Here is a 22,562-nt window from a genome sequence, read left to right as displayed (position 1 = left end):
CCCTGCGCCCCGGCCGCTCGACGGCGACAACGGGCCGTGATCTGCTCTGCCGACGCCCCAACTCCAGGGCGCGGACCGCGTCCTGGCCGTTTGCCGTCCTCGACGCACGACGGCGCCCCCGGAACCGAGTTCCGGGGGCGCCGTCGTGCCAGGTTCGTCAGCGGGTCACGGTGACGGGGATCGTGACCGTGGGGGTCGCGCCGCCGTTCCCGTGGAGCACCACCTCGACCGTGTCCGCACCGTCGGGAACGGTCGCGGGGTTCACGGTGAGGTCGATGTTCTGGCGTCGCCTGGCGTCGAGGGAGCCCTGCGCCGGAGACAGGGTCAACCAGTCAACCCGCTTCGCGATCGGATCACCCGTTGCCACCGTGCTGAATCCCAACCTGGCGGTGACCGTGGTGACCGCGTTGCCCTCCGGGTCGAGGTCCAGGCCCATGGTCGACAGGCCCTGTGCCGGGTCAAGGGGTATCGCGGAGATCTCCGAACAGGTCTCCGGATCCACCTGACGCAGCCAGGTGCGCTGTTTGACGGGGAAGTCCGTCAGCTGCTGGGAGGTCGTCCACAGTGAGCGCGACGTCGGATTCCAGCCGAGGCCCCGGGCCTGCCTGGTGATCAGACAGGTGTTCACGGTGGTGCCGGGATCCTGGTGCTCGACGCCCTCGATCGTCAGGATGCGCTGCTGGTAGCCGGCCCTGACGTGGGCGACGCCGACGAAGAACAGGTCACGGTCCTCGTCGTAGGCCAACCCGACCCCACGAGTGGTGGCGGGCATCCCCGTCGGGATCCGTCTCGTCACCGTGGACGAGTTCGGGTCCACGCAGACGATGTCGGACACGGTGACCGGTTGCAGGACGTTCATGCACAACCAGTTCCGGCGGGGCAGCCAGGTGAGGTCGCCTGGAACGACCTGGGTCGCGGTCCCCAGCTGTCTCGACACGGACGCCGTGTCGATCACCTTGCCGGTCGGCCTGCCGTTGGCGGTGACCTGGGCCAGTTGCCCGCCGGTGCTGGCCACGCTGCTGACCCAGTAGGTCTCGTTCACCTCTTCGACACCGGTGACCACAACGTTCATCGTGAGCGAGCCCAGTGCGGTTCCCGGCGCCGGACCCGACCCCGGCACCCGCGCGGTGGCGTACCAGTCGAGCTGTTCTCGTCCGCTGTTGGTCACGCGCAGGGCTTTCGTGTCCCCGGCACGGATTCTCAGCTCTCGTTGACCGACGTCGAAACCGCCGGACCCCAACGCGTGGTTGACCGTGATCACCCCCCGGTCGGCCGTCGTCGTGACGTCCTTGCTGGACACCACGGTGAACCCGGGTGGGGCGACCGCGGTGATCCGGTAGCGCTGACCGGTGAACAACTCGGCGCGGTACCGGCCGGCGTCGTCGGTCAGCTGGCGACGAACCAACTTGCCGGTGGGGCCGTACAGGTCGACCGTGGCCCCCGGGATCGGCTTGCCGGTCTTCTGGTCGGTCACCTTGCCGATGGCCGTGCCGGCCGACGGCAACGAGAAGTGGTACTGGTAGTCGTCGTTGAGCACCGGCTCGTAGTGGGACAGCGTGAGCGCGTTCGGCTTCCCGGCCTGGAGGTCCGGGCTGGGCGACTCAAGGCCGATCTCGGCCGCCGCACCCAACTCACCCAGGTTGTTCGGATCGAGATCCTTGTACGCGAACACGATGTCGCCGTTCTCGTGCAGGGTCAGCGCGGCCGTGACCAGCCCGGCGTAGCTCGCCATCGCGTGCTCACGCCATTCCACGGTGAACGTGCGGTTCGGCGCCTGCCCGGCCGACCTGGTGTACATCTTCGAGTCCGGATCTTCGACGAAGGTCGAGTAGAACGCCTTCACTCCGAAGTTGATCCTGGTTTCCTCGCCGTAGCTGGAGAAGCTCGCCATACCGTGCGAGTTCACGTACAGCGTCTCGAAGTACTGGCCGTAGTAGGTGAACCCGAACGGCATCGTCAGCTTCGTCGCCCCCCAGGTGGAGGTCGGCGGCTCGATCTCGGTGTCACCGCCGATCCACTCGACCGGTTCCTGGACGCAGCTGTATCCGTAGGGACCGTCCCACCAGCCATCCGCCATAGCGGTGTCGATCTGGCGCGGCGCCCTGATCGTCGGCACGGTCAGATCACCCCGCAGGTCGATGCCGCGGTGCAGCGGACCGGTCGTGCATCGTCCGCCGTCGATGGTGAGCAGGTAGCTGGCCGGACCCGGCACGTTCGGCACGGAGTAGCCGCCGTCCGCGCCGGTGGTGGTGGCGAACCGGGTGCCGGCGACGGTGACCTTCGCGCCCGGCAACGGCTTGCCGGTCGCCTCGTCCAGAACCTTCCCGGAGACCGTGAAGCCCTTCACCGCTGGCATGCGCACGTCGGTGTTCGTGGTCTGGCCGGCCGTCACGGTGACGGCGACCGTGGTCGTCTCGTAACCGAACGCGGTCACGGTCGCCTGGTACTCCCCCACCGGCACGTTCGCGCCGTAGGAGCCGTCGTCGGCCGTGCGCACGGAGCGCACCAGGTCGCCGGAGGTGAGCCGCACGGCGGCGCCGCGCACCGGCTCACCGGTCCCGTCGTGGGTCACCGTGCCGGTCACCTCGCCGAGCTCGGCCTGGTTCGTGGCGCTCACCAGCGCCAGCGCGTCCAACCGGCCCTCGCCGAAGACGTTGTTGTCGTCGGTGGTGCCGCCGCACTGGTCGTCGGCGGTGTCCGTCGCGGTGTCGTCCAGAAGCTGTCGGGTGCGGTCGAGGTCGCCGACCAGCGACGGGTCGGCCGACCACAGCAGGGCCACGGCTCCCGCCACGTGTGGCGTGGCCATCGAGGTGCCGGACATGGTGCCGTAGCGGTTACCAGGAATCGCGGACCGCACGTTCACGCCTGGCGCGGTGATGTTCGGCTTGACCTCGCCGTCCTGCCCCGGTCCCCGCGCCGAGAACGGTGCGATCGCGTTCGCGGAGTCGTAGGCGCCGACCGAGTAGTTGATCGTCCGGCTGCCCGGCGTCCCCGAGGACTCGCAACCGAGCGCGCCGTCGTTGCCGTTGGCCCAGACACCGAAGATCCCCGCGTCCGCCCACGAGGTCAGGATGTCCTCCATGAACGGGTCATTGGTCGGCACGTCGCTGCCCCACGAGTTGTTCACCACGTGCGGCCGCTTCGCCGGGTCGGGCGCCGTACCGTCCACCTTGGTCGGTGCGAGCATCCACTGCGCCGAGTCGATCAGCGCCTGGTCCGACGGGCAACAGCCGTTCGCCGCGATCCACCTGGCGCCCGGCGCGACACCGGTCCGGTTGGCCGCGCCGTCGTCGCCGACCATGGTGCCCATGGTGTGCGTGCCGTGCCCGTGCCCGTCGTTGGGATACGACGACGAGCCCGACACGTCCAACCAGTTGTAGTCGTTGTCGAACGAGCCCTTCTCCGCGTCGTACCCCCGGTACGACGAGACCAGCGCCGGGTGGTCGAACTGCACACCGCTGTCGATGTTGGCGACCACGATCCCGTCGCCGCGTACGCCGTAGCGCTCCCACACCTGGTCGGCCTTGATGTTGGACACGCCCCACTCGACGACCTCGGCCGCATTCAGCCGGTTCCCGGTGACCTTCTGCTCCACCGGCTCGTGACGCTCGTAGGCCACGGGCGCGAACACGCGTTCCACCTCGGCCTCGCCGGCCAGTCGCACGGCCAGCGTCATGTCGCCGCCGTGCACCCGGATCGCGTTGGTGACCCAGTAGGACTTGTAGTCCACCCCGGCGGCGTCCAAGGCGGACACCGTGTCGGCCTGAGCCTTCTTCGCCGTGTCCCGTAACCGGTCCACCACGAACTGGCCCCGCTCGGCCCAGTTCTCGATCTCGGCCGCGCCCGTCAGGTCCGCGCGGTCGTCGAAGGACACCCAGAAGTCCTGCGACGCGCCTCCCGACTTCTCGAACCCGGTCAGCAACGAGGACGCCAGCTTGTCCATGCCGGAGCTGTCGAGACCGCCGCTGTCGGTCGGCGGTGCGGCGGAGGACGCCGGCACCGGGCCCGCCACCGCCAGCGCTGCGGCCGTGGCGAGCGCGGCGGCACCGCGTCTCACTGTGGTACTTCCCATCTTCACTACGTACTCCCAAAAATGGCATCGGGGTTGTCGGCTCACAACGGTTCGAAGCCCTCGGGTCGCCCTCGCTTCGGCGCACCCGACCCGTCGGCGCCCGTGACCTGGTCCGGCTCGGCGCTCGACAGCTCGGCCGGGTCCGCTGCCGGCGGTTCGACAGGCACGCTGCCCGCCGCGTCCGGGTCGGTCGGCCGATCCTGCGGCATGTGGGTTGCCTCCTCGATCGGGTGCTCGGTCAGGCCTCAGCGTCGACGAGAGGACCGCCGTTGCGATCAGTCGGAATGCTGAAAGAACACCGGTCGATGACCGGGACACGTCAGGTACACGCCCGAACGGACCAGTCGGCGCCCGCCAGATGGCGGCCGTCCCGGAGGACCGTCACAGCCAGCGCGGTCCGCGACGGCACGCCCAGCTTGCGCATGGCCGAGCTGAGCTGGGTCGCGATGGTTCGAGACTGACGCCGGACGCTCGCACCCTGCGGCAGCAGTGCTGTCGCCCTGCGTAACCAGTACCGGTGCCGGGAAGCCGGCCACGGGGTGGTCAGCGGCCACGCGAGGTAGGTCATGACCGACCCGGCGGTGGCCGGGTCGTGCGCCAACCCACTCGCCGCGCGCTCCAGTTCGGCGTCACCGGCCTCGTACTCGTCCTACCGCACCAGGAGTCTGCCCAGCCCGTAGCGGATCTCCGCCCGTTGCCGATGATCCACCCCTGGACCGTCGGCCACCTCCCGCAGCGTGCGCACCACCGCCCGGTGCAGGTCGCCCACGGCCTCGGTCCGCCACATGGCCAGCACCGCCCGCCTGGCCCGCACGGTGGGGTTCGGTCAACCGCAGACCGTCCACCTCTGCGGTACCGCGTCGGACCGCGTCCACCGGCGGCCCCAGCGTGCACGGCTCACGACAGGGCAGGCACGCGGTCACAGCACCCCGTCCGGCACGGTCCGGCTCGCAACCACTCGTCCACCAGCCGGGTCCTGGATCGCCCGGCAACCGTTCGACGACGACGCCGGGCCACCGAAGGACGAGCCGGTCGACCCGCAGGGCACAGCCCGTTCCACCAACAGTCCTTTGTGGATAGCCGCTCGCCGGCGTTCGTTCCACGAGGCATTCCACGCGAACCCTGTCGGGCCCCGCCGGCAGTGCCGCAGAAACAAGTCATGGTGGCGTTGACACAGGTCAACGCCACCATGACTGGATGTAGCCCCGACGGGATTTGAACCCGCGCTACCGCCTTGAGAGGGCGGCGTCCTAGGCCGCTAGACGACGGGGCCAGGATCGGGAGAACCTTATCAGCTGGTGATTTCGTTCTCTCCGCTGGGGTACCAGGACTCGAACCTAGACTAACTGAACCAGAATCAGTCGTGCTGCCAATTACACCATACCCCAATGTCACGGCGGCCCAGGAGCTTGCGACTCACTGTCCGTAGTGACGGGAACAGATGTTAGACCACACCCCGTGCCGACCGGAAATCGGCTCCCCCTGACAGGGGTCCGGTGACAGCCAGCGTGGGCGTCCGGTACTCGGTGACCAGCAGTTCGGGCAGGTCGGCGAGGGTCTCGATCATGGCGATGCCGGTGGCCGGCCGGGCGTCGTCCAGTGAGCGGTTGAGCCAGACGCCGTGCAGGCCGGCGTCGCGGGCGCCGAGGGCGTCGGCTTCCAGGAGGTCGCCGACGTGCAGGGTCTGGTCGGGATCGACGTCCATCCGCGAGCAGGCCGTGTGGAAGATCACCGGGTCGGGCTTGGCGGCGCCGAGTTCCCCGGCGATGAGCACGGTGTCGAAGAAGCGGCCGATGCCCAGACGCTCCAGTTTGGTCCGCTGGTGCGCCCCTGAGGCGTTGGTCACAGCGGCCAGCTTGAGTCCGGCGGCGCGCAGCCAGTCCAGGCACGGCAGGGTGTCCTCGAACAGCCGCCAGGTGGTGCGCAGCTGGGTACTGCGCCGGCGCTCCAGCACGGCCACCAGATCGTCGTCCAGCAGGGCGCCGAGATCGGCCATGAACGCCTTGGTTCTTGCCTCGTGCATGTCCTCGTAGGCGAGATCCCCGGCGACGACCTTCGCCACGTGCTCGTCGGTGGTTCGTTGCCATTTCAACCACATGTCGTCGCGACCGATCATGTCCGAAAGGGCCTTTCGGGCGGTCGCGGTGAAGTCGACGAGTGTGTCGTCGATGTCGAGACAGACGGCGTGAATTGTGGCGGGCTGGTGCGATATTCCTCCCGCGCGCGCCAGCCTGCGAGCAGCCGAGGTGGCGCCGGTCGGGAACGGCACAAGCCCAAAGGTCATCAGGAGAGGCTAGGCCGTGGCCGCCCTCCGCCGATTCGGCTAACGAGGTGATAGTCGAGCTTCTGTCACGATTAAGTGAGCGAGACTCCAGCGGCCGCTGATTAGGCTGTATCGCTGGTTGTCAGTCCCGCGTTACGGATGTGTCAGCAACTGGCCACGAACGGCCCAATGAGACACACATCGACCCGGACCCGACACCGCCGGGGAATCCTCGTCGAACCGTCCTCGGTGCACACCAGAAGTGTCCCCAGAAGACGGCCGGAAATCAACGACAATTCTCCGACAATTCCGGGGAACCTGTTTCGAGGATTCCGCCCGTCGGGCTCCCCGCGCTCCTCCGGCCGGCCCCTTGACGCGGGCGTCGGACGTGTGCATCCTGGAGTTATTCAACATGTGATGAATACTGGAGGGGTCATGGAGAGGACAACCTGCCTGGTCGTCGGCGGCGGTCCCGCCGGGATGGTGCTCGGCCTGCTGCTCGCCCGCGCCGGCGTCGAGGTCCAGGTCCTGGAGAAGCACGGCGACTTCCTGCGCGACTTCCGCGGCGACACCGTGCACGCCTCGACCGTCCGGCTGCTCGACGAACTCGGCCTCGGCGCCGAGTTCCGGGCCCTGCCACAGAGCCGCCTGGAACGGATCGCGTTCCCCGACCCGGCCGGCGGCGTCGCGGTGATCGGCGAGTTCACCCGGCTGCGTCCGCCCTACAACTACGTCGCCACCGTCCCCCAGTGGGACTTCCTCGACCTGCTGGCCGACGCGGCCAAGCAGGAGCCGACCTTCACCCTGCGGATGAACACCCAGGTCACCGAGGTGATCCGGGAGGGCAGCCGGGTCGTCGGCGCCCGCTACCGCACCGCCGAGGGCACCGAGGGCGAGATCAGGGCCGACCTGACCGTCGCCTGCGACGGCCGCACCTCGCTGCTGCGCGACCAGATCGGCCTACACGCCAAGGAGTTCCCCGTCCCGTTCGACGTCTGGTGGTTCCGCCTGCCCCGCCCCGAACAGGGCGGCGAGGTCAGCGGCATCCAGGCCCACGTGCGCGGCAACGAGTTCGTCATCCTGATCAACCGGGGCGACTACTACCAGGTCGCCTACTTCCTGAAGAAGGGCGACGACGCCGCCCTGCGCGCCGAGGGCGTCGAACGCTTCCGCGCCAGGATCGCCGCCCTCGCCCCCGAGGTCGCCGACCGGGTCGACACCATCACCTCGCTGGACGAGGTCAAGATGCTCGACGTACGGCTCAACCGGCTCCACCGCTGGCACACCGACGGCCTGCTGCTGATCGGCGACGCCGCGCACGCGATGTCCCCGATCGGCGGCGTCGGCATCAACGTCGCCGTCCAGGACGCCGTCGCCACCGCCGCCCTGCTCGCCGGACCGCTGCGCACCGGCCGCGTCGACGCGGCACACCTGGCCGGGATCCGGCGTCGCCGCTGGCTGCCGACCGCGGCCACCCAGGCCCTGCAACGGTTCCTGCAGGGCGTGGTGATCGGCCCGGTGATCACCGGCGAACGGGATCACCTGCCCAAGGGCCCGCTGGCCATGACCCGGATGTTCCCCGTACTGCGCACGATTCCCGCGTACCTGGTGGCGATCGGTCTGCGCCCCGAGCACGCCCCGGACTTCGCCCGCCGGTGACCGCCCCCGCCCGCGCGGGTTGATCAGCACTCGATGACGTTGACGGCCAACCCGCCGCGGGCGGTCTCCTTGTACTTGACCTTCATGTCCCGCCCGGTCTCCCGCATGGTCTTGATCACCTTGTCCAGGGAGACCACCTGGTTGCCGTCGCCGTGCATGGCCATTCGGGCGGCGTTGATCGCCTTCACCGCGGCCATCGCGTTGCGTTCGATGCACGGGATCTGCACCAGGCCGCCCACCGGGTCGCAGGTCAGGCCCAGGTTGTGCTCCATGCCGATCTCGGCGGCGTTCTCCACCTGCTCGGGGGTGCCGCCGAGCACCTCGCACAACGCCCCGGCGGCCATCGAGCAGGCCGAGCCGACCTCGCCCTGGCAGCCGACCTCGGCACCGGAGATCGACGCGTTCTCCTTGTAGATCACGCCGATCGCGCCGGCGGTGAGCAGGAACCGGCGCACGCCCTGCGCCGACGCCCCTGGCACGAACCGGTCGTAGTAGTGCAGGACCGACGGGATGATGCCGGCCGCGCCGTTGGTCGGCGCGGTGACCACCCGCCCGCCGGACGCGTTCTCCTCGTTCACCGCGAGTGCGTACAGGTTCACCCAGTCCATCACCCGCAGCGGGTCCGGCGACTCGGGTTCCGCGCAGAGCCGCTCATGCAGTTCCCGCGCGCGGCGGCGGACCTTCAGCCCGCCGGGCAGCACGCCGTCGCGGGTGCAGCCCCGCTGCACGCACTCGCGCATGACCTCCCAGATCCGGTCAAGGCCGGCGGTGATCTCGGCGTGGCCGCGCCAGGAGGTCTCGTTGGCCAGCAGGATGTCGCTGATCGCCAGGCCGGTACGCCGGCAGTGGGCGAGCAGTTCGGCGCCGGTGCGGAACGGGTGGGCGACCTCGGTGTCGTCGACCTTGATCCGGTCGGCGCCCTGGGCCTGCTCGTCGACGACGAACCCGCCGCCGACCGAGTAGTAGGTGCGTTCGCGCTCCCAGCCCTCGCCGCGGGCGTGGAACCGCATGCCGTTGGGGTGGGCCGGCAGGCTGCGGCGCCGGTGCAGCACGAGGTCGGTGTCCGGGTCGAACGCGATCTCCCGGCTGCCGGCCAGGCTCACCCGGCGCGCGGCGCGCAGCCGGTCGACCCGCTCGGTCACCGAGTCGGTGTCGACGGTCTCCGGGTCGGCGCCCTCCAGGCCGAGCAGGACCGCCCGGTCGCTGCCGTGCCCGTGGCCGGTGGCGCCCAGCGAACCGAACAGCTCGGCGCGCACCGAGCGGGTGGAGTCCAGCAGTCCGTCGGCCGCGAGCCCGTCGACGAACGTGCGCGCCGCGCGCATCGGGCCGACGGTGTGCGAACTGGACGGTCCGATACCGATGCTGAACAGGTCGAACACGCTGATGGTCACGGGCACATCGTAGGTCTGCCTATAGTGCGGCCCATGAGCGTCACGAGGACCGGCACCGGCGTGCAGGCGGTCGACCGGGCGATCAGCGTGCTGGAGATCCTGGCGCGGGAGGGCGACGGCGGCGTCAGCGAGGTCGCCACCGAGCTGGGGGTGCACAAGTCGACGGCGTTTCGCCTGCTCAACGCGCTGGAGCGGCGTGGGCTGGTCGAGCAGTCGCAGGATCGGGGGCGCTACCGGCTGGGGTTCGGGGTGGTGCGGCTGGCCGGGGCGGTGTCCGGCGGGTTGGAGATCACCCGCCGGGGGCGTCCGGTGTGCGAACGCCTGGCCGGCGAGCTCGGCGAGACGGTGAACATCGCGGTGGCGCAGGCCCGGTACGCGGTGAACCTGGACCAGGTCGGCGGCGGCTGCGCGGACTGGGTGGGGCTGCTCACCCCGCTGCACGCCACCTCCAGCGGCAAGGTCCTGCTCGCCCACCGCACCGCCCGGCGCCGCGCCGAGCTGATGTCCCGCGACATGCGCCGGTTCACCCGCAACACCATCACCACCGGCCACCAGCTGGCCGAACACCTGGAGACGGTCCAGCGGCGCGGCTACGCGGTGACGGTCGAGGAGTACGAGGTGGGGCTCAACGCGGTCGCCGCACCGGTCCGCGACCCGGAGGGCAACGTGTTCGCGGCGCTCAGCGCGTCCGGTCCGGCGCACCGGCTGACCGAGACGGTGCTGCACGAGCGGGCCACCACGCTCATCGACGGCGCCGACGAGATCAGTGACCGGTTGGGGTTCCCGGGCTGACCCGCCCGTGCCATGATGCTCGCCCGATCGGGTGGACAATCCTGGGGGAACCACGATGCCGGACGCCGTCAGACGCCCGTACCTGGTGATCGTCGCCGCGGTGGGCAGCCTTCTCCTGCTCGCCCTCAACACCTCCGCCGGCGGACTGAGCACGCTGGTGAGCAGTGTCGAGTTCGGCGGGCTGCCGGCGTGGCCGCCGGTGGTGGCGGCGGTGCTCGCGCTGCTCGTCTGGCGGCTGGCGCCGGCGCGCGGCTGGCCGGTGCTGCTGCTGGCCGGCGCGGCGTGCGCGGTGCCCGCGAACCTCCGGGAGGCCGGGGTGACACCCGACCTGGTCAGCAACGACCTGACGTTCCGGTTGGTGTTGGCCGTGAGCGCGTGCTGGCCGCCGCTGACCGTCGTGGGGGCGCTGGGCGCGGCGATGGTGGTGTGGCAGGCGGGGCGGCACGCGGTCGGGGTGGCGCTGGCCGGTGCGGCGGTGGCGAGCCAGCTGGTGGGCACGTTGACGTTCGTCCACCTTGACCAGACCGACCCGCTCCGGGAGTTCCGGCCGACGCTGGTCCTGGTGCTGGTGGGTGTCGCGGCGGTGACCGCGCTGGCCGGTTTCGCCGCCGGGTCGGGGCGGATCGAGCGGCCGCCGGTGCGGGTCACCGTGGCCGGCGCGGTGGCCTCGCTCGCCCCGCTGGCACTGCTGCTGCTCTGGCCGTCGCCGCGCGCCGCGTTCAACCTGGGGGATCCCGACCAGGCCCTGCTCCTTCTCGGGATCGGGATGCTCGCCGGTGGCCTGGTGGTGGGTGCGGTGGCCGGGTGGCGGGCGCTGCTCGGCGGTCTGGTCGCCGGAGCTCTGCTCGGGGTGTTCGGCGCGATCGTGATGCCGGTGCCGCTGGCCCAGGTGCAGGCGCCGACGCTGGCGCTGACCGTGGCGGTCGCCGCGGTGCCGCTCGGGTTCCTGGCCGCGCTGTCCCGGTGGCGGTTGCGGCTCGGGGTCGGCGGGTTGCTGGTGGTCATCGCCGGCCTGGTCGCCGCGTACCTGGTCTCCGGGATGGACAGTCCGAACGAGACGGTCGTTGTCGCGCTGGAACCGGTGCTGGTCCTGGCCGCCGGGGTCGGCACGGTCGCCGGGGTCGCGGCGGTCGCCGAGCGGTTGGCCGACCAGGCGGCGGCACCGCCGGTACTGGCGGGGCTCGCGGCCCCGTTCACCCTGGGCGTCACGGCGCTGATGACGCACCTGCTGGTCCAGACCAGGCCGACGCCCGGTCAGCCGCAGTTCCAGCTCCCACTGCTGGCGGCCGTCGCCACGGTGTGCGTGGCGACGATCGCGCTGCTGGCCATCGCCGGTGTGCTGCGCCGGGTTTCCCGCCGCGACGACGGGGTAACCGCCACCACAGGCCTCGACGGAGGCGGCCAGGGCACCGACGCGCGGGAGTGAGCATGCTCAGCCATGACGAACACCGCCATCTCAGAGCGATCGAGCAGTGGTTCGAAACCGATGATCCGGTGCTCGCCAGGATGTTGCGCGACCACGAGCCGGCTCCCCGGCCCTACCAGCGGCTCGCCACCCGGCTGGCCGTCGACATCGTCGGTGGCCTGGTGTTCGTCGCCGGTGCGCTCACCGCGACCGGCGCGCTGATCCTGCTGGGCGCGATCCTGATCTCCGTCGGCGTCGCGCTGCACATCGTCGCCCGGTAGCGCTCCACATCCTCGCCCGACAGCGCCCGCGTCGTCGCCGGTCGGGCTCAGCTCTCGTTGGCGCGTGCGATCGTCACGATCACCGTGTTCACCACCACGACGACGGCGAACCCGATGGCCAGTGTCCGGTGCCCGCGCACGTACAGCGCCAGCGCCGCCGCGCCGAACACGGCAGCCTTGACCACCAGCACCGCCACCAGCGGCACCGCGAAGGTCGCCTTCGGCGCGGCGAACAGTCCCCAGGCCACGGCCGCCAGCAGCGGTGCGCCGAGCCCGAGCAGGAGCTTGGTCAGCACGGTCGACCCGGTCGCGAAACCCCAGTAGCACAGGGCGCCCAGCGCACCCAGTTCCAGGACGAAGGCCAGGATGTCGTTCGACCAGCGCACGGCGTTGTTCACCGGCGCAGCCTACGCCGGTCCATTTCGGACAGTCGACCGATTACCCGGTGTACGCCGCGCGCAGGGCGCCCGCGTGCTCGTAGTCCCGCTGCCAGTCCGGCCCGGTCGGGGCGAGGATCACCCGCTCCGTGCCGGCCTGTTCGTACTCGGCGAGCTGTTCGGCCGCCCGCGCGGGATCGGCATCCAACTCGGGCGCGACGACCGTGGCCCGCACCGGCGCACGACCGTGCCCGGCGGCCAGTTCGGCGATCTCGGCCAGCCGTTGCGCCACCCGCCTCGGCGGCGCGGCGATGGTCGCCCAGCCGTCGCCGAAACGGGCCGCGCGGCGCAGTGCGGCCCGCCCGTCGCCGGCCACCACGACCGGTGGCATGGTCGCGCCGGGGGCGATCGCGACCCGCGTGCCGTCGTCGAGTTCCACCCGCTGGCCGGTGACCAGACCCGGCAGCACCCGCAGCGCGGCGTCGGTGTGCGCTCCCCGGTCGGCGTAGGACAGTCCGGCCGCGCGCCACGCGGTGTCGCCGTGTGCCGGGTTCCCGGTGCCGACGCCCAGGACCAGCCGGTCGCCGGAGACGTACTGCAGGCTGGCCACCTGCTTGGCCGCCCACGCCGAGGGGCGCAGCGACAGCAGCATCACGTTGTAGCCGATGGTGAGGCGGTCGGTGACGGCGGCGGCCGTCGCCAGGGCGACCGTGCTGTCCAGCATCGGGCCACTGGCCACCAGGTGGTCGGTCGACCACACCGAGTCGATCCCGGCCTGCTCGGCGAACCGGGCGCTGGCGCGGACGTCGCCAAGAACCGGGCGGTCGGGGTCTGGTGTGGACGTCGGCAGGATCACGCCGATCTCGATGCTCATACCGGTGACAACCCGGTGCGGCGGCGGGTGATTCCTCGAATCACTGGTTGAGATAGGCGAGCACCGCGCGGACCCGCCGGTGTGAGTCCCGTGCCGGCGGCAGGTCCAGCTTGGTGAGGATGTTGCCGATGTGCTTGTCGACCGACGCCGGTGCGAGGGTCAGCGCCGCGCAGATCGCGGAGTTGGACAGGCCCTGGGCGACCAGGCCGAGCACCTCCCGTTCCCGCGCGCTGAGCGCGGCGACCCCACGGTCGCCGCTGTTGCGGGCGAACAGTTGGCGAACGACCTCCTGGTCCATGGCCGTGCCGCCGGCGGCGACCCGTTCGATGGCGTCGAGGAACTCGTCCAGTGCGGTCACCCGGTCCTTGAGCAGGTAGCCGACCGCGCCGTTGCCGTCGGCGATCAGCTCGGCCGCGTACACCCGCTCGACGTACTGGGACAGGATCAGGATCGGTGTCCGGGGTTCGCGGCGGCGGATGGCCAGCGCCGCGCGCAGTCCCTCGTCGCGGAAACCCGGCGGCAACCGTACGTCCACAATGGACAGATCGGGCCGGTGGGCGGCCACCGCCGCCTCCAGCTCCGGCGCGGACGCCACGGCGGCCACCACCTCGTGCCCGGTCCCGGTGAGCAGCCGCACCAACCCCTCGCGCAGCAGCAACAGGTCCTCGGCGATCACGATCCGCATGGCAACTCCGCGTGGACGACGGTCGGACCACCGACCGGACTGGTGACCGACAACGTGCCGTCCAGGGCCTCGACCCTGCGGCGTAGACCGTCCACACCGGACCCGGACGGGTCGGCGCCGCCCCGCCCGTCGTCGCGCACCTCGACGGTCAGCAGGTCGCCGTCGCAGGCGATGGTGACGGCGCAATCGCTTGCCCCGGCGTGCTTCACGACGTTGGCCAGCGCCTCGGCCGCGACGAAGTACGCCGCCGACTCCACCGCCGGCGACAGCGGCCCCAGCTCACCGGCCTCGATCGCCACCGGCAACGGCGCGTCCCCGGCGAGAGCGGCCAGCGCGGCCACCAGACCCCGGTCGGTGAGGATCGGCGGGTGGATCCCGCGCACCAGGCGGCGCAGCTCGGCCAGCGCCTCGTCCAACTGCCGGCGCGCGGTCGCCACCTCGGCCCCGGCCGGCTGCCCACCCAGCTGGCGCTGCGCCAGCGCCAGGGTCATGCCGGCGGCCACGATCCTGGCCTGGGCCCCGTCGTGCAGATCGCGTTCGATCCTGCGCAGCTCGGCGGCCTGCGCGTCGACCACCCGCCGGCGGGTGTCGGCCAGCTGGGCGGCACGGCGGGCCAGCCGCTGCCGGGGACCCGGTTCCAGCAACGCCGCGGCCACGGTGGCCTGCGCCCTGGCCAGCGTCGTGACGATCCACCAGGCGACCGGGGCCAGCGCCAGCCCGGCCACGGTGAGCACGAACCGCCCGCCGACCGTGTTGAACATCCAGTCCACCGCCGCCGGCAGGTACGGGTTGGGCACCGACCACAGCCACGCCGGCGCGAGCACCAGCCCCAGGTCCACCGCCGTGGCGATCAGCCCGGCCAGACCCACCAGCCCCGAGGGCAGCGCCAGCACGCACCACGCCAGGTCCCGCCACGTCGCCGGTTCCCGCACCAGCGCGCGGCCACGGCGCCACAGGTGCGTGCGCGGTGCCGGGCCGTAGGGCGCCTCCACCCGCCGGCCCAGCACCAGCCCCGCCCGCAGCCGCTCGACCGTGGCGACCCGCCGGGTCACCCAGGTCGCGCCGAGGAACACCGGCGGCGCGAGATAGGTGAACGAGAGCAGGCCGCTGACCAGCGTGGTGGCCAGCGCCCAGGCGAACACGAACGGCCCGGCGACCACACTGGTCACCAGATGAGCCACCGCCCGGCCCGCCCGGCGCACCACCCTCAGCCCACCTCCTCGACCAGCGGCAGGGCGCGGCGGCGGACCACCAGCCGCGCCGGCACCGCCCCGGCGACCAGCCCCAGCAGCGCCACGCCGCCGACCATCGTCAGGTAGCGCAGCGGCTCGGCGAACAGCCGCCAGGTGCCGTCCTGGGCGACGCTGAACGTGCCGACCACCGCCCCGCTGATCACGCAGCCCAGCACCAGCGCGACCGCGACGGTGATCACCGTCTCGCCGGTCAGCATCCGGTGCAGCTGACGCGGGGTAGCCCCGGCCAGCCGCAGGTCCGCGAACTCCCGGCGACGCGCCCCGGTGGCCACGGCGAACGTGTTGACCACGGCGATCGCGGTGAACCCGAGCGAGATCACCACCATCAGCTCCCACGCCGCCTGCTGGTTGGCCGCGTCCGGCGGGGCGGCACCCGGGTCGGTGGCGGCGGCCAGCGCCGGCCACCGGTCGGTGACCGAGGCAGCCAACTCCGGCCCGCCCCGAAGGTACAGCGCCGAGACCAGCCCGCCCGGATCGTGCGCGGCCACCAGCCCGGCGGGCAGCACCAGGTCGCCGAAGCCGCGCCAGTGCGCGTACACGCCGGTCACGGTCAGCTCGGTGCGGGTGCCGTCGGCCAGCCAGAACACCGGCCGGTCGCCGACCCGCCACCCCAGGTCGGCCGCCAGCGGTTCGCTGACAGCGACCGTGCCGTCCCTCGGGTCGACCTCGCCGGAGGTGACCCCGAGGTCCAGCGCCCGCTCACCGGTGACCCGCAGGCCCTGGGCGGGGTAGTCCTCGGGCTTGCCGCCGAGGTCGACCACCACCCGGGTGCCCAGGGTGGCCGCCGAGCCGGTCACGCCCGGCAGGGCGGCGACCTCCCCGGCGGTGTCCAACGGCAGACCGGGGGCGTTGGTGGCGGCGACCCGCACGGTCGCCGGGGCGCCCCGGGCGGCCTGCTGGCCGGCGGTCACCTCGGTGAGGATGTCGCCGTTGAGCAGCATCGTCGCGTTGATCGCGAACATCAGCGTCAGCGGCACGGCGACCCCGACGACCCGCCGGCTCTCCGCCCTGGTCATCGCCCCGGCCACCCGGCCGAGGACCCCGCCCAGCGCGGCCAGCGGGGACAGCAGGGTGGTCAGCGCGCCGACCACGATCGGCCCGAGCGCGGCGACCGCGCACAGCAGCAGCGAGCAGGACACGAACCCCATGCCCATGCCGAACGGCCCGCCCAGCGGCACCAGGCTCAGCACCGCGACCGCCCCGGCGACCAGCACCGCCGCCACCACGACCCGGGGCAGCCACCCCGCGCCGCTGGCGGTCACCGTCTCGCGCAGCGCCTGGGTCGGCGCGATCCGCACCGCCCGCCTGGCCGCGATCCCGGTGGCCAGCACGGTCACCGCGAGCCCCACGGCCACGGCCGCGACCAGCACCAGCGGGTTGAGCGAGACGGTGAACTGCGGCGGCACCGCGCCCAGGTCCCGGAACCGGGCCGCCACCAGCTCCGCCACCAGGATCCCGGCCGGCACCGCCGGCACCGAGGCGGCCAGCGTGACCAGCACGACCTCCAGCCGCAGCAGGCGGCGCAGCTGGGCGGGGGTGGCGCCGGCGGTACGCAGCAGCGCCAGCTCCCGCAGCCGCTGCCGGACCCCGAGCGAGACCGTCCCGGTGAGCACGAACACCGCGGCGAACCCGGTGATGCCCAGGACGAACCCGAAGATGGAGATGGCGCCGATGTAGTCGGGCATCGCGCCGGGCAGGTCGCCGGTCACCCGGTCGGCTCCGGTGTGGACGTTCGCGGCGTCGCCCAGCCGCGCCCGCAGCGCGTCGATCCCACCGGCGTCGGCCCGCACCGCGACCGCCGTCGGCCCGGTCAGCCCGGACAGCTCGCCGACCTGCCCGTCGACGACGAACACCGCGCCCTGACCGGGGACGTCGCCCTCGACGATCCCGGCCACCCGCAGCTCGACGGCCCCGGTGCGGCTGGTCAGCCGCACGGTCTGCCCGACCCGCGCGCCGAACTCCCGCTGGAGCACAACCTCGCCGGCCTTCGGCGCCGCCCCGTCCCGCAGCGGGTACGGGGTCAGCGCGGCGGAGGACCAGCCGTGGGCGACGGTCACCGCGTCCGGCGCGCGCAGCGGCGTCCCGTCGACGTCCAGCGACACCGGGAAGGCGTGGTCGGCGACGGCGTCCCGCACGCCCGGCGTGCCGGTGACCGTGTCGACGGTCTCGGCCGGCAGCGGCTGGGCGCCGGTGAGCCGCTCGTCCTTGGTCTTGGTCTTGACCTTGTCGCCCTTGTCGGTCGTGGTGGTGAGCACGACCGACCGGTCCCCCGCGACCACCGCGTCCACGGCGGCGAACCGGTCCCCGCCCGGCCCGGCGGTCAGCACCGACCACAGCAGCAAGCCGGACCCGGCGATCAGCGCGACCGCCAGGAACGCGGTGAGCAGGGTGCCGACGAACGACCCGCGCCGGTGCCGCACGCTCGCCGAGGCCAGTCGCCCGATCATCGGGTCAGCTCCGTCATCCGCCGCGAGACCTGCTCGGCCGACGGTGAGCGCAGCTCCCCCGCGAGCCGCCCGTCGGCCAGGAACACCACCCGGTCGGCCCACGCCGCGGCGGCAGGGTCGTGGGTGACCATCACGATGGTCGCGCCGACCTCGTCGACGAACCGGCGCAGCAGCCCCAGCACCGCACGCCCGGTGGCCAGGTCCAGCGCACCGGTCGGCTCGTCACCGAAGATCACCTCCGGGCGCCCGGCCAGCGCGCGGGCCAGCGCCACCCGCTGCTGCTGGCCGCCGGAGAGCTGCCCTGGCCTGGCCCGCTCGCGCCCGGCGAGCCCGACCCGCTCCAGCAGCTCCCGCGCCCACCGCTGGTCCGGCCGGGTGCCGGCCAGTCGCTGGGGCAGCAGCACGTTGTCCCACACCGACAGCGAGTCGACCAGGTTGAACGACTGGAACACGAACCCGACGTGCGCCCGGCGCACGGCGGTCAGCTTCGGCTCACGCAGCGTGCCGATGTCCTGGCCGGCGAGCACCACCTGCCCGCCGGTCGGCAGGTCCAGCCCGGCCGCGCAGTGCAGCAACGTCGACTTCCCTGACCCGGAGGGCCCCATGACCGCCGTGAACGTCCCCTTCTCGAAACCCACACTCACCCCGTCGAGGGCACGCACACCGCCGGGGTAGACCCTGGTGACCTCGACCAATTCGACAACATCCCTGACCAAAACCATGTGCACGATTCTCACGACCCGGTCCCGCCCTGCCCACCGAGTTACCTGTGATCTGTGAGGTAGGGCTGGCCCTACCCCCGCCATCGTGGCAACCGGTCCGGTGGCCCTGGAGTTCTGAGGGGCATGCCGATGTTCGCCAGCTTTGACGAGTTCGTCGAGGACCGGTCGACCGCGTTGCTGCGCACAGCGTTCCTGCTGACCGGGGACCGGGGGCACGCCGAGGACCTGGTGCAGACGGCGCTGCTGCGCACCCTGCGGCGGTGGTCCAGGGCGCGGGCGGCGCCGGAGGCCTACACCCGGCGGGTCCTGGTCAACCTGGCCAAGGACCGGATCAGGGCGCGCGGGCGGCGTCCACCGGAGACACCGCTGCCACCGGACGTGGCCGGCCTGCGCGAGGTCGACGCCGGCTACGACCGCGTCGCCGACCGCAAGGTGGTGACCGAGGCGCTCGCCGAGCTGCCGCTGCGGCAGCGGCAGGTGGTCGTGCTGCGGTTCGTCGAGGACCTGTCGGTGGACCAGACGGCGGCGCTGCTCGGCTGTACGTCCGGGACGGTCAAGTCCTACACCACCCGCGCGCTCACCCGCCTGCGTGAGCTGCTCGCGGATTTCCACGATTCACCGGTCGCGATGAAGGAGACCACAGATGTCCGCCGATGAGGAGTTCGGCCGTGCCGTTGGCGACGCGCTGCGCCGGGAGACCGCCGACGTGCGTGCGGAGCCCGGCCTGGCCGCCGAGGTCCGCGCGCGGGGTTCCCGCCGTGCCTGGAAGCTGCGCACCGCGATCGGCGCGCCACTGACCGCCGCCGCCGCGGCCGCCGCCGTGCTGGTGGCCACCGCGGGCGGGACACCGGAGCCGAGGTTCGCGAACGTCGCGCAGGTGCAGGAGCAGACCCTCCGGGCGCTGCGCTCGGCCCAGAACCAGATCATCCACGAGCGCACCGACTACGACAGCGGGTACTCGGAGACCTGGACCGACCGGTCGACCAGGCGCTACCGCCTCGACAACTACAGCACGCTCGTCCAGCCCGACGGCACCGACACCGACACGAGGACCCCGCGCACGGGTCCGATGCACCGCACCCAGTCGATCGCCGGCGTCGGTGCCCCTGGCGACGTGCGGTACACGGTCGTCGACTGGGAGCTGCGGACGTGGTCGACCAACCACGACGACAGCATCGTCCTGGAGGGGGAGGTCCCTGACATCCTCGATCCCGACGCGTTGCGGACGGCGATCGACGAGGGCCGGATGGAGATGATCGGCCCCGAGCGGGTCGGGGACCGGGACACCCACCACCTGCGCCTGTTCGCCACCAGGCGCGGGTACCAGATCGACCTGTGGGTGGACGCCGCCACGTACCTGCCGGTGCGCGAGACCTCGATCGTCCTGGGCGAGGACGCCCCGGCGAAGCCGGTGATGACCAATGACTACACCTGGCTGCCCCGCTCGGCGGAGAACCTGGCCAAGCTGGACCTGGTCGCGCCGCCGGACTTCACCAGGCGCTAGAAGTCCACAGTGGACGGTGCGCGACCCGCGCACCGTCCCCTACAACCCTTTCAGCACGATCTCCAGCATCCGCCCGGCCCGCACGTCCCCGTCCTCGACGTCCCGCACGGCCCAGGCGACCGCCCCGACCAACCGCAGCACGTCGCCCCCGGCGACGTCGGCGCCCACCGCCCCCGACGCCCGCGCCCGGTCCACCAGCGCCGTCCCCACCTCGAACATCTCGGCATGCCACGCGGCGGCCGAGTTGCCGGCCGAGTTCATCACCGCCGCCGCCAGCCCCCGGTAGGTCAGCGCGTGGGTGAGCGCCGCCCGCAGCCACGTCGCCAGGGCGTCCCCGGCGTCCCCGCCGGCCGCCAGCAGCGCCCGCCCCCGCGCCACCAGCTCGGCGACCTGCCCACCCAGCACGACCTCGATCAGGTCGAGCCGGGTCGGGAAGTGCCGGTACAGCGTGCCGCTCGCCACGCCCGCCCGCCGCGCGATCTCGTCCAGCGAGGCGTCCACCCCGAACTCGGCGAACGCCACCCGAGCCTGCTCCACCAGCCGCTCGTAGTTCCGCCGCGCATCGGCCCGCACGGGCACTCCTCCTTGTCAACCGGGGACGGGGTCCGCTACGGTCCGAACAACCGGACCATGCCTCATTTTAGCGAAGGTGATCTTCCATGCCCTTCCCCGGCCCCCGCGAGATCCTCGACCGTTGGCGCGCCGCCTCGATCACCCGTTCACCGACCGTCCTGGCCGCCCTCTACGACCAGGACGCGGTCCACGAGTTCCCCTTCACCCGCCCCGGTTTCCCCGCCCGCCTGAAGGGCCGGGACGAGATCGTCACCTGGATCACCACCGGCTGGCGCGAGTCCCCGCTGCGCTACACCCACTACCGCACCCAGGCCATCCACGACACCACCGACCCGAACACGATCGTCGTCGCGCAGGAGGCGGTCGGCACCAGTGAGGCCACCGGGCCCGTCACCCTGCCCAACCTCCTGGTCCTCACCACCCGAGCCGGTCGGATCACCCACCTGCACGACTATGTCGACATCCCCGCCGCCGAAGCCGCCCTCGGCCTGAGCTGACCGGTCACTCCACCAACGCCTCCAGCCGCGCGAACCCGTCCCGGATCAGCCGCCCGTAGTCGTCGTCGGCCAACGCGTCGAGCCCTTCGCGCGCCAACCGCAGGTGCTCCCTGGCCTGCTCATGGTCCCCCAGCCGGCGGTAACACTCCCCCAGGTTCAGGTGCAGCGAGGGATACAGCCCCGCCACCGGCAGCGCCACCCCCGCCTCCGCCATCCGTTCCCCGGTCACCAGATCCGCCGCCGCCAACGCCCGCTGATCCCACATCAACTCCACCCGAACGTCCTCCTGGACGTCGGCCATCGCATGCGCCAACGTGCACCGGTGCAACGGATCCCCCTCTTCCCCACCGATCTCCTCCCACAACCGCTCGAACCTCTCCCGAGCGACCGCCTTGTCCCCCCGCTGCCCCGACTGCGCGATCTCCGCGATCCCCACCAACACCGAATCCACACCCACCACTCCTCCCGAACCAATCCCGTCGCGTCCACGGACCTCAGCGAACCGCAACCACACCGGACCAGAAACCCGCCACACCATGGACCCACCAGGACTCAGCGAACCGCAACCACGCCGGGTCAGGAACGCGCCGCACCGTGGGGGTGTGGGGGGTCGCCCCCCACGACGGACAAGGAGATCGGGAAGGCGCACCAGCGCCGAACACACCACTCGTGGGGCGGGTGGGGCTCGAACCCACGGCCAAGGGATTATGAGTCCCCTGCTCTAACCGACTGAGCTACCGCCCCCGGGGATCAACGCTTTCGGAAGGGCTCGACCTCGAACGCCCGGACACGACCGTGCCCGAGGGACAAAAGGTTACAGGGCTCGGCCACCCGAATCTCGTCAGACCCCGTTTCCGTCAGGGTCGATCAGTTGCGCGTAGGGGATGCCGTCGCCGTACTTGGCCGTGACCCGGCAGATCACCCGGATCCGGCCGGGGCGCATCGGGTCGATGCCGTTGACGACGTTGCGCATCGTTCCCTCCGGGAACGTGTCCTCGCCCAGGGCGCTGCACTCCTCCGCCAGGCGCTTGACCGACCAGTTGTGCTCTTCGAGCCACAACCGGATCCGGTCCCGGTTGAGCTTTGGCATAGCGGAAGTCTGCGGAAATCTGCGTGATCTGTCAAACGCTATCACCGCAGCTAGAAGCACTGCTCTGCGGAATTAAGTACGCCCGTCGTGGCCGATTCGCCGGGCAACGGGCATTTACAGGCACTGGCGGTATGCGGGACTCTGCGGCATCCTGCTGCCGTGGCCCACCGGAACCTGCGCACCGCCGACTACCCGACCCAGGCCCGCGTCCGTCTCGGAAAGGCCGTCGGGCAGGCCCGGCGCGCGGTCGGGCACCGGTTCCGCGCCTCGTTCGCCGACGAGGCGGGGATCGGGATCCGCAGCCTCGAATCGCTCGAACGCGGCGAGCCGACGGTCGGGGTCACCGTCGTCGAACTGGTCTGCCGCGCCCTGTCCCGCCACCTGCACGGGTGGGACGCCTCCACCGCGGAGTCGATCCTCGACGGCGGCCCGGTACCCACGCACGACCTGATCGACCCCGACCAGCCGCGGCGGATCGCCCTGGACATCATGTGGGCCAAGGCCCGCAGCGACCTCACCACGGTCATCGACTCCGGCGCCGGCGCGGAGGTCTACCCGCGCAAGCTCGAACACTGGCGCCGGCGGTTCCTGCGGGCCGGCCTGGACGAGGCGGCCGTGCTGCGGGTGTCCCGGGAGGCCCAGCAGGCCGCCGCCCGCGACGACCAGCAGACGTAGCG

23 protein-coding genes and 3 tRNA genes are annotated in these 22,562 nt (G+C 71.9%); 8 read left to right on the top strand and 18 right to left on the bottom strand.

Translation table 11 applies throughout. The annotated features are described in order from the left end of the window. Positions 1-157 precede the first annotated feature (157 nt). The 7 genes from BLA60_RS23320 to BLA60_RS23300 all read right to left on the bottom strand — a co-directional run bounded on the left by BLA60_RS23320 (position 158) and on the right by BLA60_RS23300 (position 6,356). Entirely contained in the window at positions 158-4,057 is a 3,900-nt protein-coding gene (locus BLA60_RS23320) for a S8 family serine peptidase (protein ID WP_075135100.1), read from the bottom strand. Between the two features lie 56 nt (positions 4,058-4,113). Then, a complete protein-coding gene (locus tag BLA60_RS43525) occupies positions 4,114-4,281 on the bottom strand; it encodes a hypothetical protein (protein WP_154814534.1) in 168 nt (55 codons plus the stop codon). A gap of 110 nt (positions 4,282-4,391) precedes the next feature. After that, a complete protein-coding gene (locus BLA60_RS23315; RefSeq protein WP_075135099.1) occupies positions 4,392-4,673 on the bottom strand; it encodes a helix-turn-helix domain-containing protein in 282 nt (93 codons plus the stop codon). A gap of 48 nt (positions 4,674-4,721) precedes the next feature. Next, a complete protein-coding gene (locus BLA60_RS43520) occupies positions 4,722-4,886 on the bottom strand; it encodes a hypothetical protein (RefSeq protein WP_154814533.1) in 165 nt (54 codons plus the stop codon). 386 nt (positions 4,887-5,272) lie between these two features. Next, positions 5,273-5,345 (bottom strand) — tRNA-Glu (locus BLA60_RS23310). A 43-nt stretch (positions 5,346-5,388) separates the two neighbouring features. Beyond that, a tRNA-Gln gene (locus BLA60_RS23305) sits at positions 5,389-5,460 on the bottom strand. A gap of 56 nt (positions 5,461-5,516) precedes the next feature. Further along, the gene (locus BLA60_RS23300; protein ID WP_084735205.1) at positions 5,517-6,356 is read right to left on the bottom strand and encodes an HAD family hydrolase; all 840 of its coding nucleotides are present in this window, start codon (positions 6,354-6,356) and stop codon (positions 5,517-5,519) included. Positions 6,357-6,770: 414 nt separating this feature from the next. On the opposite strand from BLA60_RS23300, the gene BLA60_RS23295 reads away from it, so the two are divergent. Further along, on the top strand, positions 6,771-7,994 hold the full coding sequence (locus BLA60_RS23295; RefSeq protein ID WP_211288821.1) for an FAD-dependent oxidoreductase: 1,224 nt from the start codon (positions 6,771-6,773) through the stop codon (positions 7,992-7,994). A gap of 23 nt (positions 7,995-8,017) precedes the next feature. Here the strand turns inward: BLA60_RS23295 and BLA60_RS23290 are convergent, their stop codons facing one another. Next, entirely contained in the window at positions 8,018-9,385 is a 1,368-nt protein-coding gene (locus BLA60_RS23290) for an L-serine ammonia-lyase (RefSeq protein WP_075135097.1), read from the bottom strand. Between the two features lie 33 nt (positions 9,386-9,418). On the opposite strand from BLA60_RS23290, the gene BLA60_RS23285 reads away from it, so the two are divergent. The 3 genes from BLA60_RS23285 to BLA60_RS23275 are packed head-to-tail and all read left to right on the top strand — an operon-like array spanning position 9,419 to position 11,863. Further along, the gene (locus BLA60_RS23285) at positions 9,419-10,177 is read left to right on the top strand and encodes an IclR family transcriptional regulator (protein WP_211288820.1); all 759 of its coding nucleotides are present in this window, start codon (positions 9,419-9,421) and stop codon (positions 10,175-10,177) included. 55 nt (positions 10,178-10,232) lie between these two features. Then, entirely contained in the window at positions 10,233-11,603 is a 1,371-nt protein-coding gene (locus tag BLA60_RS23280) for a hypothetical protein (protein ID WP_075135096.1), read from the top strand. A gap of 2 nt (positions 11,604-11,605) precedes the next feature. Next, positions 11,606-11,863, top strand: a complete 258-nt coding sequence (locus tag BLA60_RS23275; protein ID WP_075135095.1) for a DUF3040 domain-containing protein — start codon at positions 11,606-11,608, stop codon at positions 11,861-11,863. A 47-nt stretch (positions 11,864-11,910) separates the two neighbouring features. Here BLA60_RS23275 and BLA60_RS23270 read toward each other — a convergent pair whose 3' ends face one another. From BLA60_RS23270 to BLA60_RS23245, 6 genes are read right to left on the bottom strand one after another with little or no spacing between them, the layout of a single operon-like run. Next, positions 11,911-12,261 (bottom strand): YrdB family protein, encoded by a 351-nt coding sequence (locus tag BLA60_RS23270; RefSeq protein WP_075135094.1) that lies wholly within the window; start codon positions 12,259-12,261, stop codon positions 11,911-11,913. A 40-nt stretch (positions 12,262-12,301) separates the two neighbouring features. Then, positions 12,302-13,114, bottom strand: a complete 813-nt coding sequence (locus BLA60_RS23265; protein WP_075135093.1) for an LLM class flavin-dependent oxidoreductase — start codon at positions 13,112-13,114, stop codon at positions 12,302-12,304. 40 nt (positions 13,115-13,154) lie between these two features. Next, entirely contained in the window at positions 13,155-13,799 is a 645-nt protein-coding gene (locus BLA60_RS23260; protein ID WP_075135092.1) for a response regulator transcription factor, read from the bottom strand. Then, positions 13,787-15,004, bottom strand: a complete 1,218-nt coding sequence (locus tag BLA60_RS23255; RefSeq protein WP_075135091.1) for a sensor histidine kinase — start codon at positions 15,002-15,004, stop codon at positions 13,787-13,789. Before BLA60_RS23255 ends, BLA60_RS23260 begins: the two co-directional genes overlap by 13 nt. Positions 15,005-15,006: 2 nt before the next feature. Further along, positions 15,007-17,499, bottom strand: a complete 2,493-nt coding sequence (locus BLA60_RS23250) for an FtsX-like permease family protein (protein ID WP_075135090.1) — start codon at positions 17,497-17,499, stop codon at positions 15,007-15,009. Next, positions 17,496-18,221: an ABC transporter ATP-binding protein gene (locus BLA60_RS23245; protein ID WP_075135089.1), complete on the bottom strand. Its 726-nt coding sequence runs from the start codon at positions 18,219-18,221 to the stop codon at positions 17,496-17,498. Before BLA60_RS23245 ends, BLA60_RS23250 begins: the two co-directional genes overlap by 4 nt. A gap of 129 nt (positions 18,222-18,350) precedes the next feature. On the opposite strand from BLA60_RS23245, the gene BLA60_RS23240 reads away from it, so the two are divergent. Both BLA60_RS23240 and BLA60_RS23235 read left to right on the top strand, forming a co-directional pair. Beyond that, a complete protein-coding gene (locus BLA60_RS23240; RefSeq protein ID WP_075135251.1) occupies positions 18,351-18,878 on the top strand; it encodes a SigE family RNA polymerase sigma factor in 528 nt (175 codons plus the stop codon). Beyond that, on the top strand, positions 18,865-19,725 hold the full coding sequence (locus tag BLA60_RS23235) for a hypothetical protein (RefSeq protein WP_075135088.1): 861 nt from the start codon (positions 18,865-18,867) through the stop codon (positions 19,723-19,725). The genes BLA60_RS23240 and BLA60_RS23235 overlap by 14 nt, the downstream gene beginning before the upstream one ends. A 39-nt stretch (positions 19,726-19,764) precedes the next feature. On the opposite strand, the gene BLA60_RS23230 is transcribed toward BLA60_RS23235, so the two are convergent. Then, the gene (locus BLA60_RS23230; protein WP_084735204.1) at positions 19,765-20,298 is read right to left on the bottom strand and encodes a TetR/AcrR family transcriptional regulator; all 534 of its coding nucleotides are present in this window, start codon (positions 20,296-20,298) and stop codon (positions 19,765-19,767) included. Positions 20,299-20,384: 86 nt separating this feature from the next. Between BLA60_RS23230 and BLA60_RS23225 the strand changes: the two genes are divergently transcribed. Next, positions 20,385-20,795, top strand: a complete 411-nt coding sequence (locus tag BLA60_RS23225) for a nuclear transport factor 2 family protein (protein ID WP_075135086.1) — start codon at positions 20,385-20,387, stop codon at positions 20,793-20,795. A gap of 4 nt (positions 20,796-20,799) precedes the next feature. Here BLA60_RS23225 and BLA60_RS23220 read toward each other — a convergent pair whose 3' ends face one another. The 3 genes from BLA60_RS23220 to BLA60_RS23210 all read right to left on the bottom strand — a co-directional run bounded on the left by BLA60_RS23220 (position 20,800) and on the right by BLA60_RS23210 (position 21,885). Then, a complete protein-coding gene (locus BLA60_RS23220) occupies positions 20,800-21,246 on the bottom strand; it encodes a tetratricopeptide repeat protein (protein ID WP_211288819.1) in 447 nt (148 codons plus the stop codon). A gap of 219 nt (positions 21,247-21,465) precedes the next feature. Further along, positions 21,466-21,539 (bottom strand) — tRNA-Ile (locus BLA60_RS23215). Between the two features lie 97 nt (positions 21,540-21,636). Then, positions 21,637-21,885 carry a hypothetical protein gene (locus BLA60_RS23210; RefSeq protein WP_075135084.1) on the bottom strand — a complete coding sequence of 83 codons (249 nt, stop codon included), beginning with the start codon at positions 21,883-21,885 and terminating at the stop codon, positions 21,637-21,639. A gap of 159 nt (positions 21,886-22,044) precedes the next feature. Between BLA60_RS23210 and BLA60_RS23205 the strand changes: the two genes are divergently transcribed. Then, positions 22,045-22,560, top strand: coding sequence for a hypothetical protein (locus tag BLA60_RS23205; RefSeq protein ID WP_075135083.1), 516 nt, complete (start codon positions 22,045-22,047; stop codon positions 22,558-22,560). Positions 22,561-22,562: the final 2 nt, after the last annotated feature.

This window comes from Actinophytocola xinjiangensis (assembly GCF_001921215.1).
In the GTDB taxonomy this organism is placed as follows: domain Bacteria; phylum Actinomycetota; class Actinomycetes; order Mycobacteriales; family Pseudonocardiaceae; genus Actinophytocola; species Actinophytocola xinjiangensis.
Note: the sequence above shows the minus strand (reverse complement) of the source record. Positions and strands in the feature narration are given on the sequence as shown.

What these genes read in the sequence shown, in the direction of transcription:
- BLA60_RS43525 (WP_154814534.1), bottom strand. Translation starts at nt 4,281, where the DNA reads ATGCCGCAGGATCGGCCGACCGACCCGGACGCGGCGGGCAGCGTGCCT.
- BLA60_RS23300 (WP_084735205.1), bottom strand. Translation starts at nt 6,356, where the DNA reads ATGACCTTTGGGCTTGTGCCGTTCCCGACCGGCGCCACCTCGGCTGCT.
- BLA60_RS23295 (WP_211288821.1), top strand. Translation starts at nt 6,771, where the DNA reads ATGGAGAGGACAACCTGCCTGGTCGTCGGCGGCGGTCCCGCCGGGATG.
- BLA60_RS23285 (WP_211288820.1), top strand. Translation starts at nt 9,419, where the DNA reads ATGAGCGTCACGAGGACCGGCACCGGCGTGCAGGCGGTCGACCGGGCG.
- BLA60_RS23280 (WP_075135096.1), top strand. Translation starts at nt 10,233, where the DNA reads ATGCCGGACGCCGTCAGACGCCCGTACCTGGTGATCGTCGCCGCGGTG.
- BLA60_RS23275 (WP_075135095.1), top strand. Translation starts at nt 11,606, where the DNA reads ATGCTCAGCCATGACGAACACCGCCATCTCAGAGCGATCGAGCAGTGG.
- BLA60_RS23265 (WP_075135093.1), bottom strand. Translation starts at nt 13,114, where the DNA reads ATGAGCATCGAGATCGGCGTGATCCTGCCGACGTCCACACCAGACCCC.
- BLA60_RS23260 (WP_075135092.1), bottom strand. Translation starts at nt 13,799, where the DNA reads ATGCGGATCGTGATCGCCGAGGACCTGTTGCTGCTGCGCGAGGGGTTG.
- BLA60_RS23250 (WP_075135090.1), bottom strand. Translation starts at nt 17,499, where the DNA reads ATGATCGGGCGACTGGCCTCGGCGAGCGTGCGGCACCGGCGCGGGTCG.
- BLA60_RS23245 (WP_075135089.1), bottom strand. Translation starts at nt 18,221, where the DNA reads ATGGTTTTGGTCAGGGATGTTGTCGAATTGGTCGAGGTCACCAGGGTC.
- BLA60_RS23240 (WP_075135251.1), top strand. Translation starts at nt 18,351, where the DNA reads ATGTTCGCCAGCTTTGACGAGTTCGTCGAGGACCGGTCGACCGCGTTG.
- BLA60_RS23235 (WP_075135088.1), top strand. Translation starts at nt 18,865, where the DNA reads ATGTCCGCCGATGAGGAGTTCGGCCGTGCCGTTGGCGACGCGCTGCGC.
- BLA60_RS23225 (WP_075135086.1), top strand. Translation starts at nt 20,385, where the DNA reads ATGCCCTTCCCCGGCCCCCGCGAGATCCTCGACCGTTGGCGCGCCGCC.
- BLA60_RS23210 (WP_075135084.1), bottom strand. Translation starts at nt 21,885, where the DNA reads ATGCCAAAGCTCAACCGGGACCGGATCCGGTTGTGGCTCGAAGAGCAC.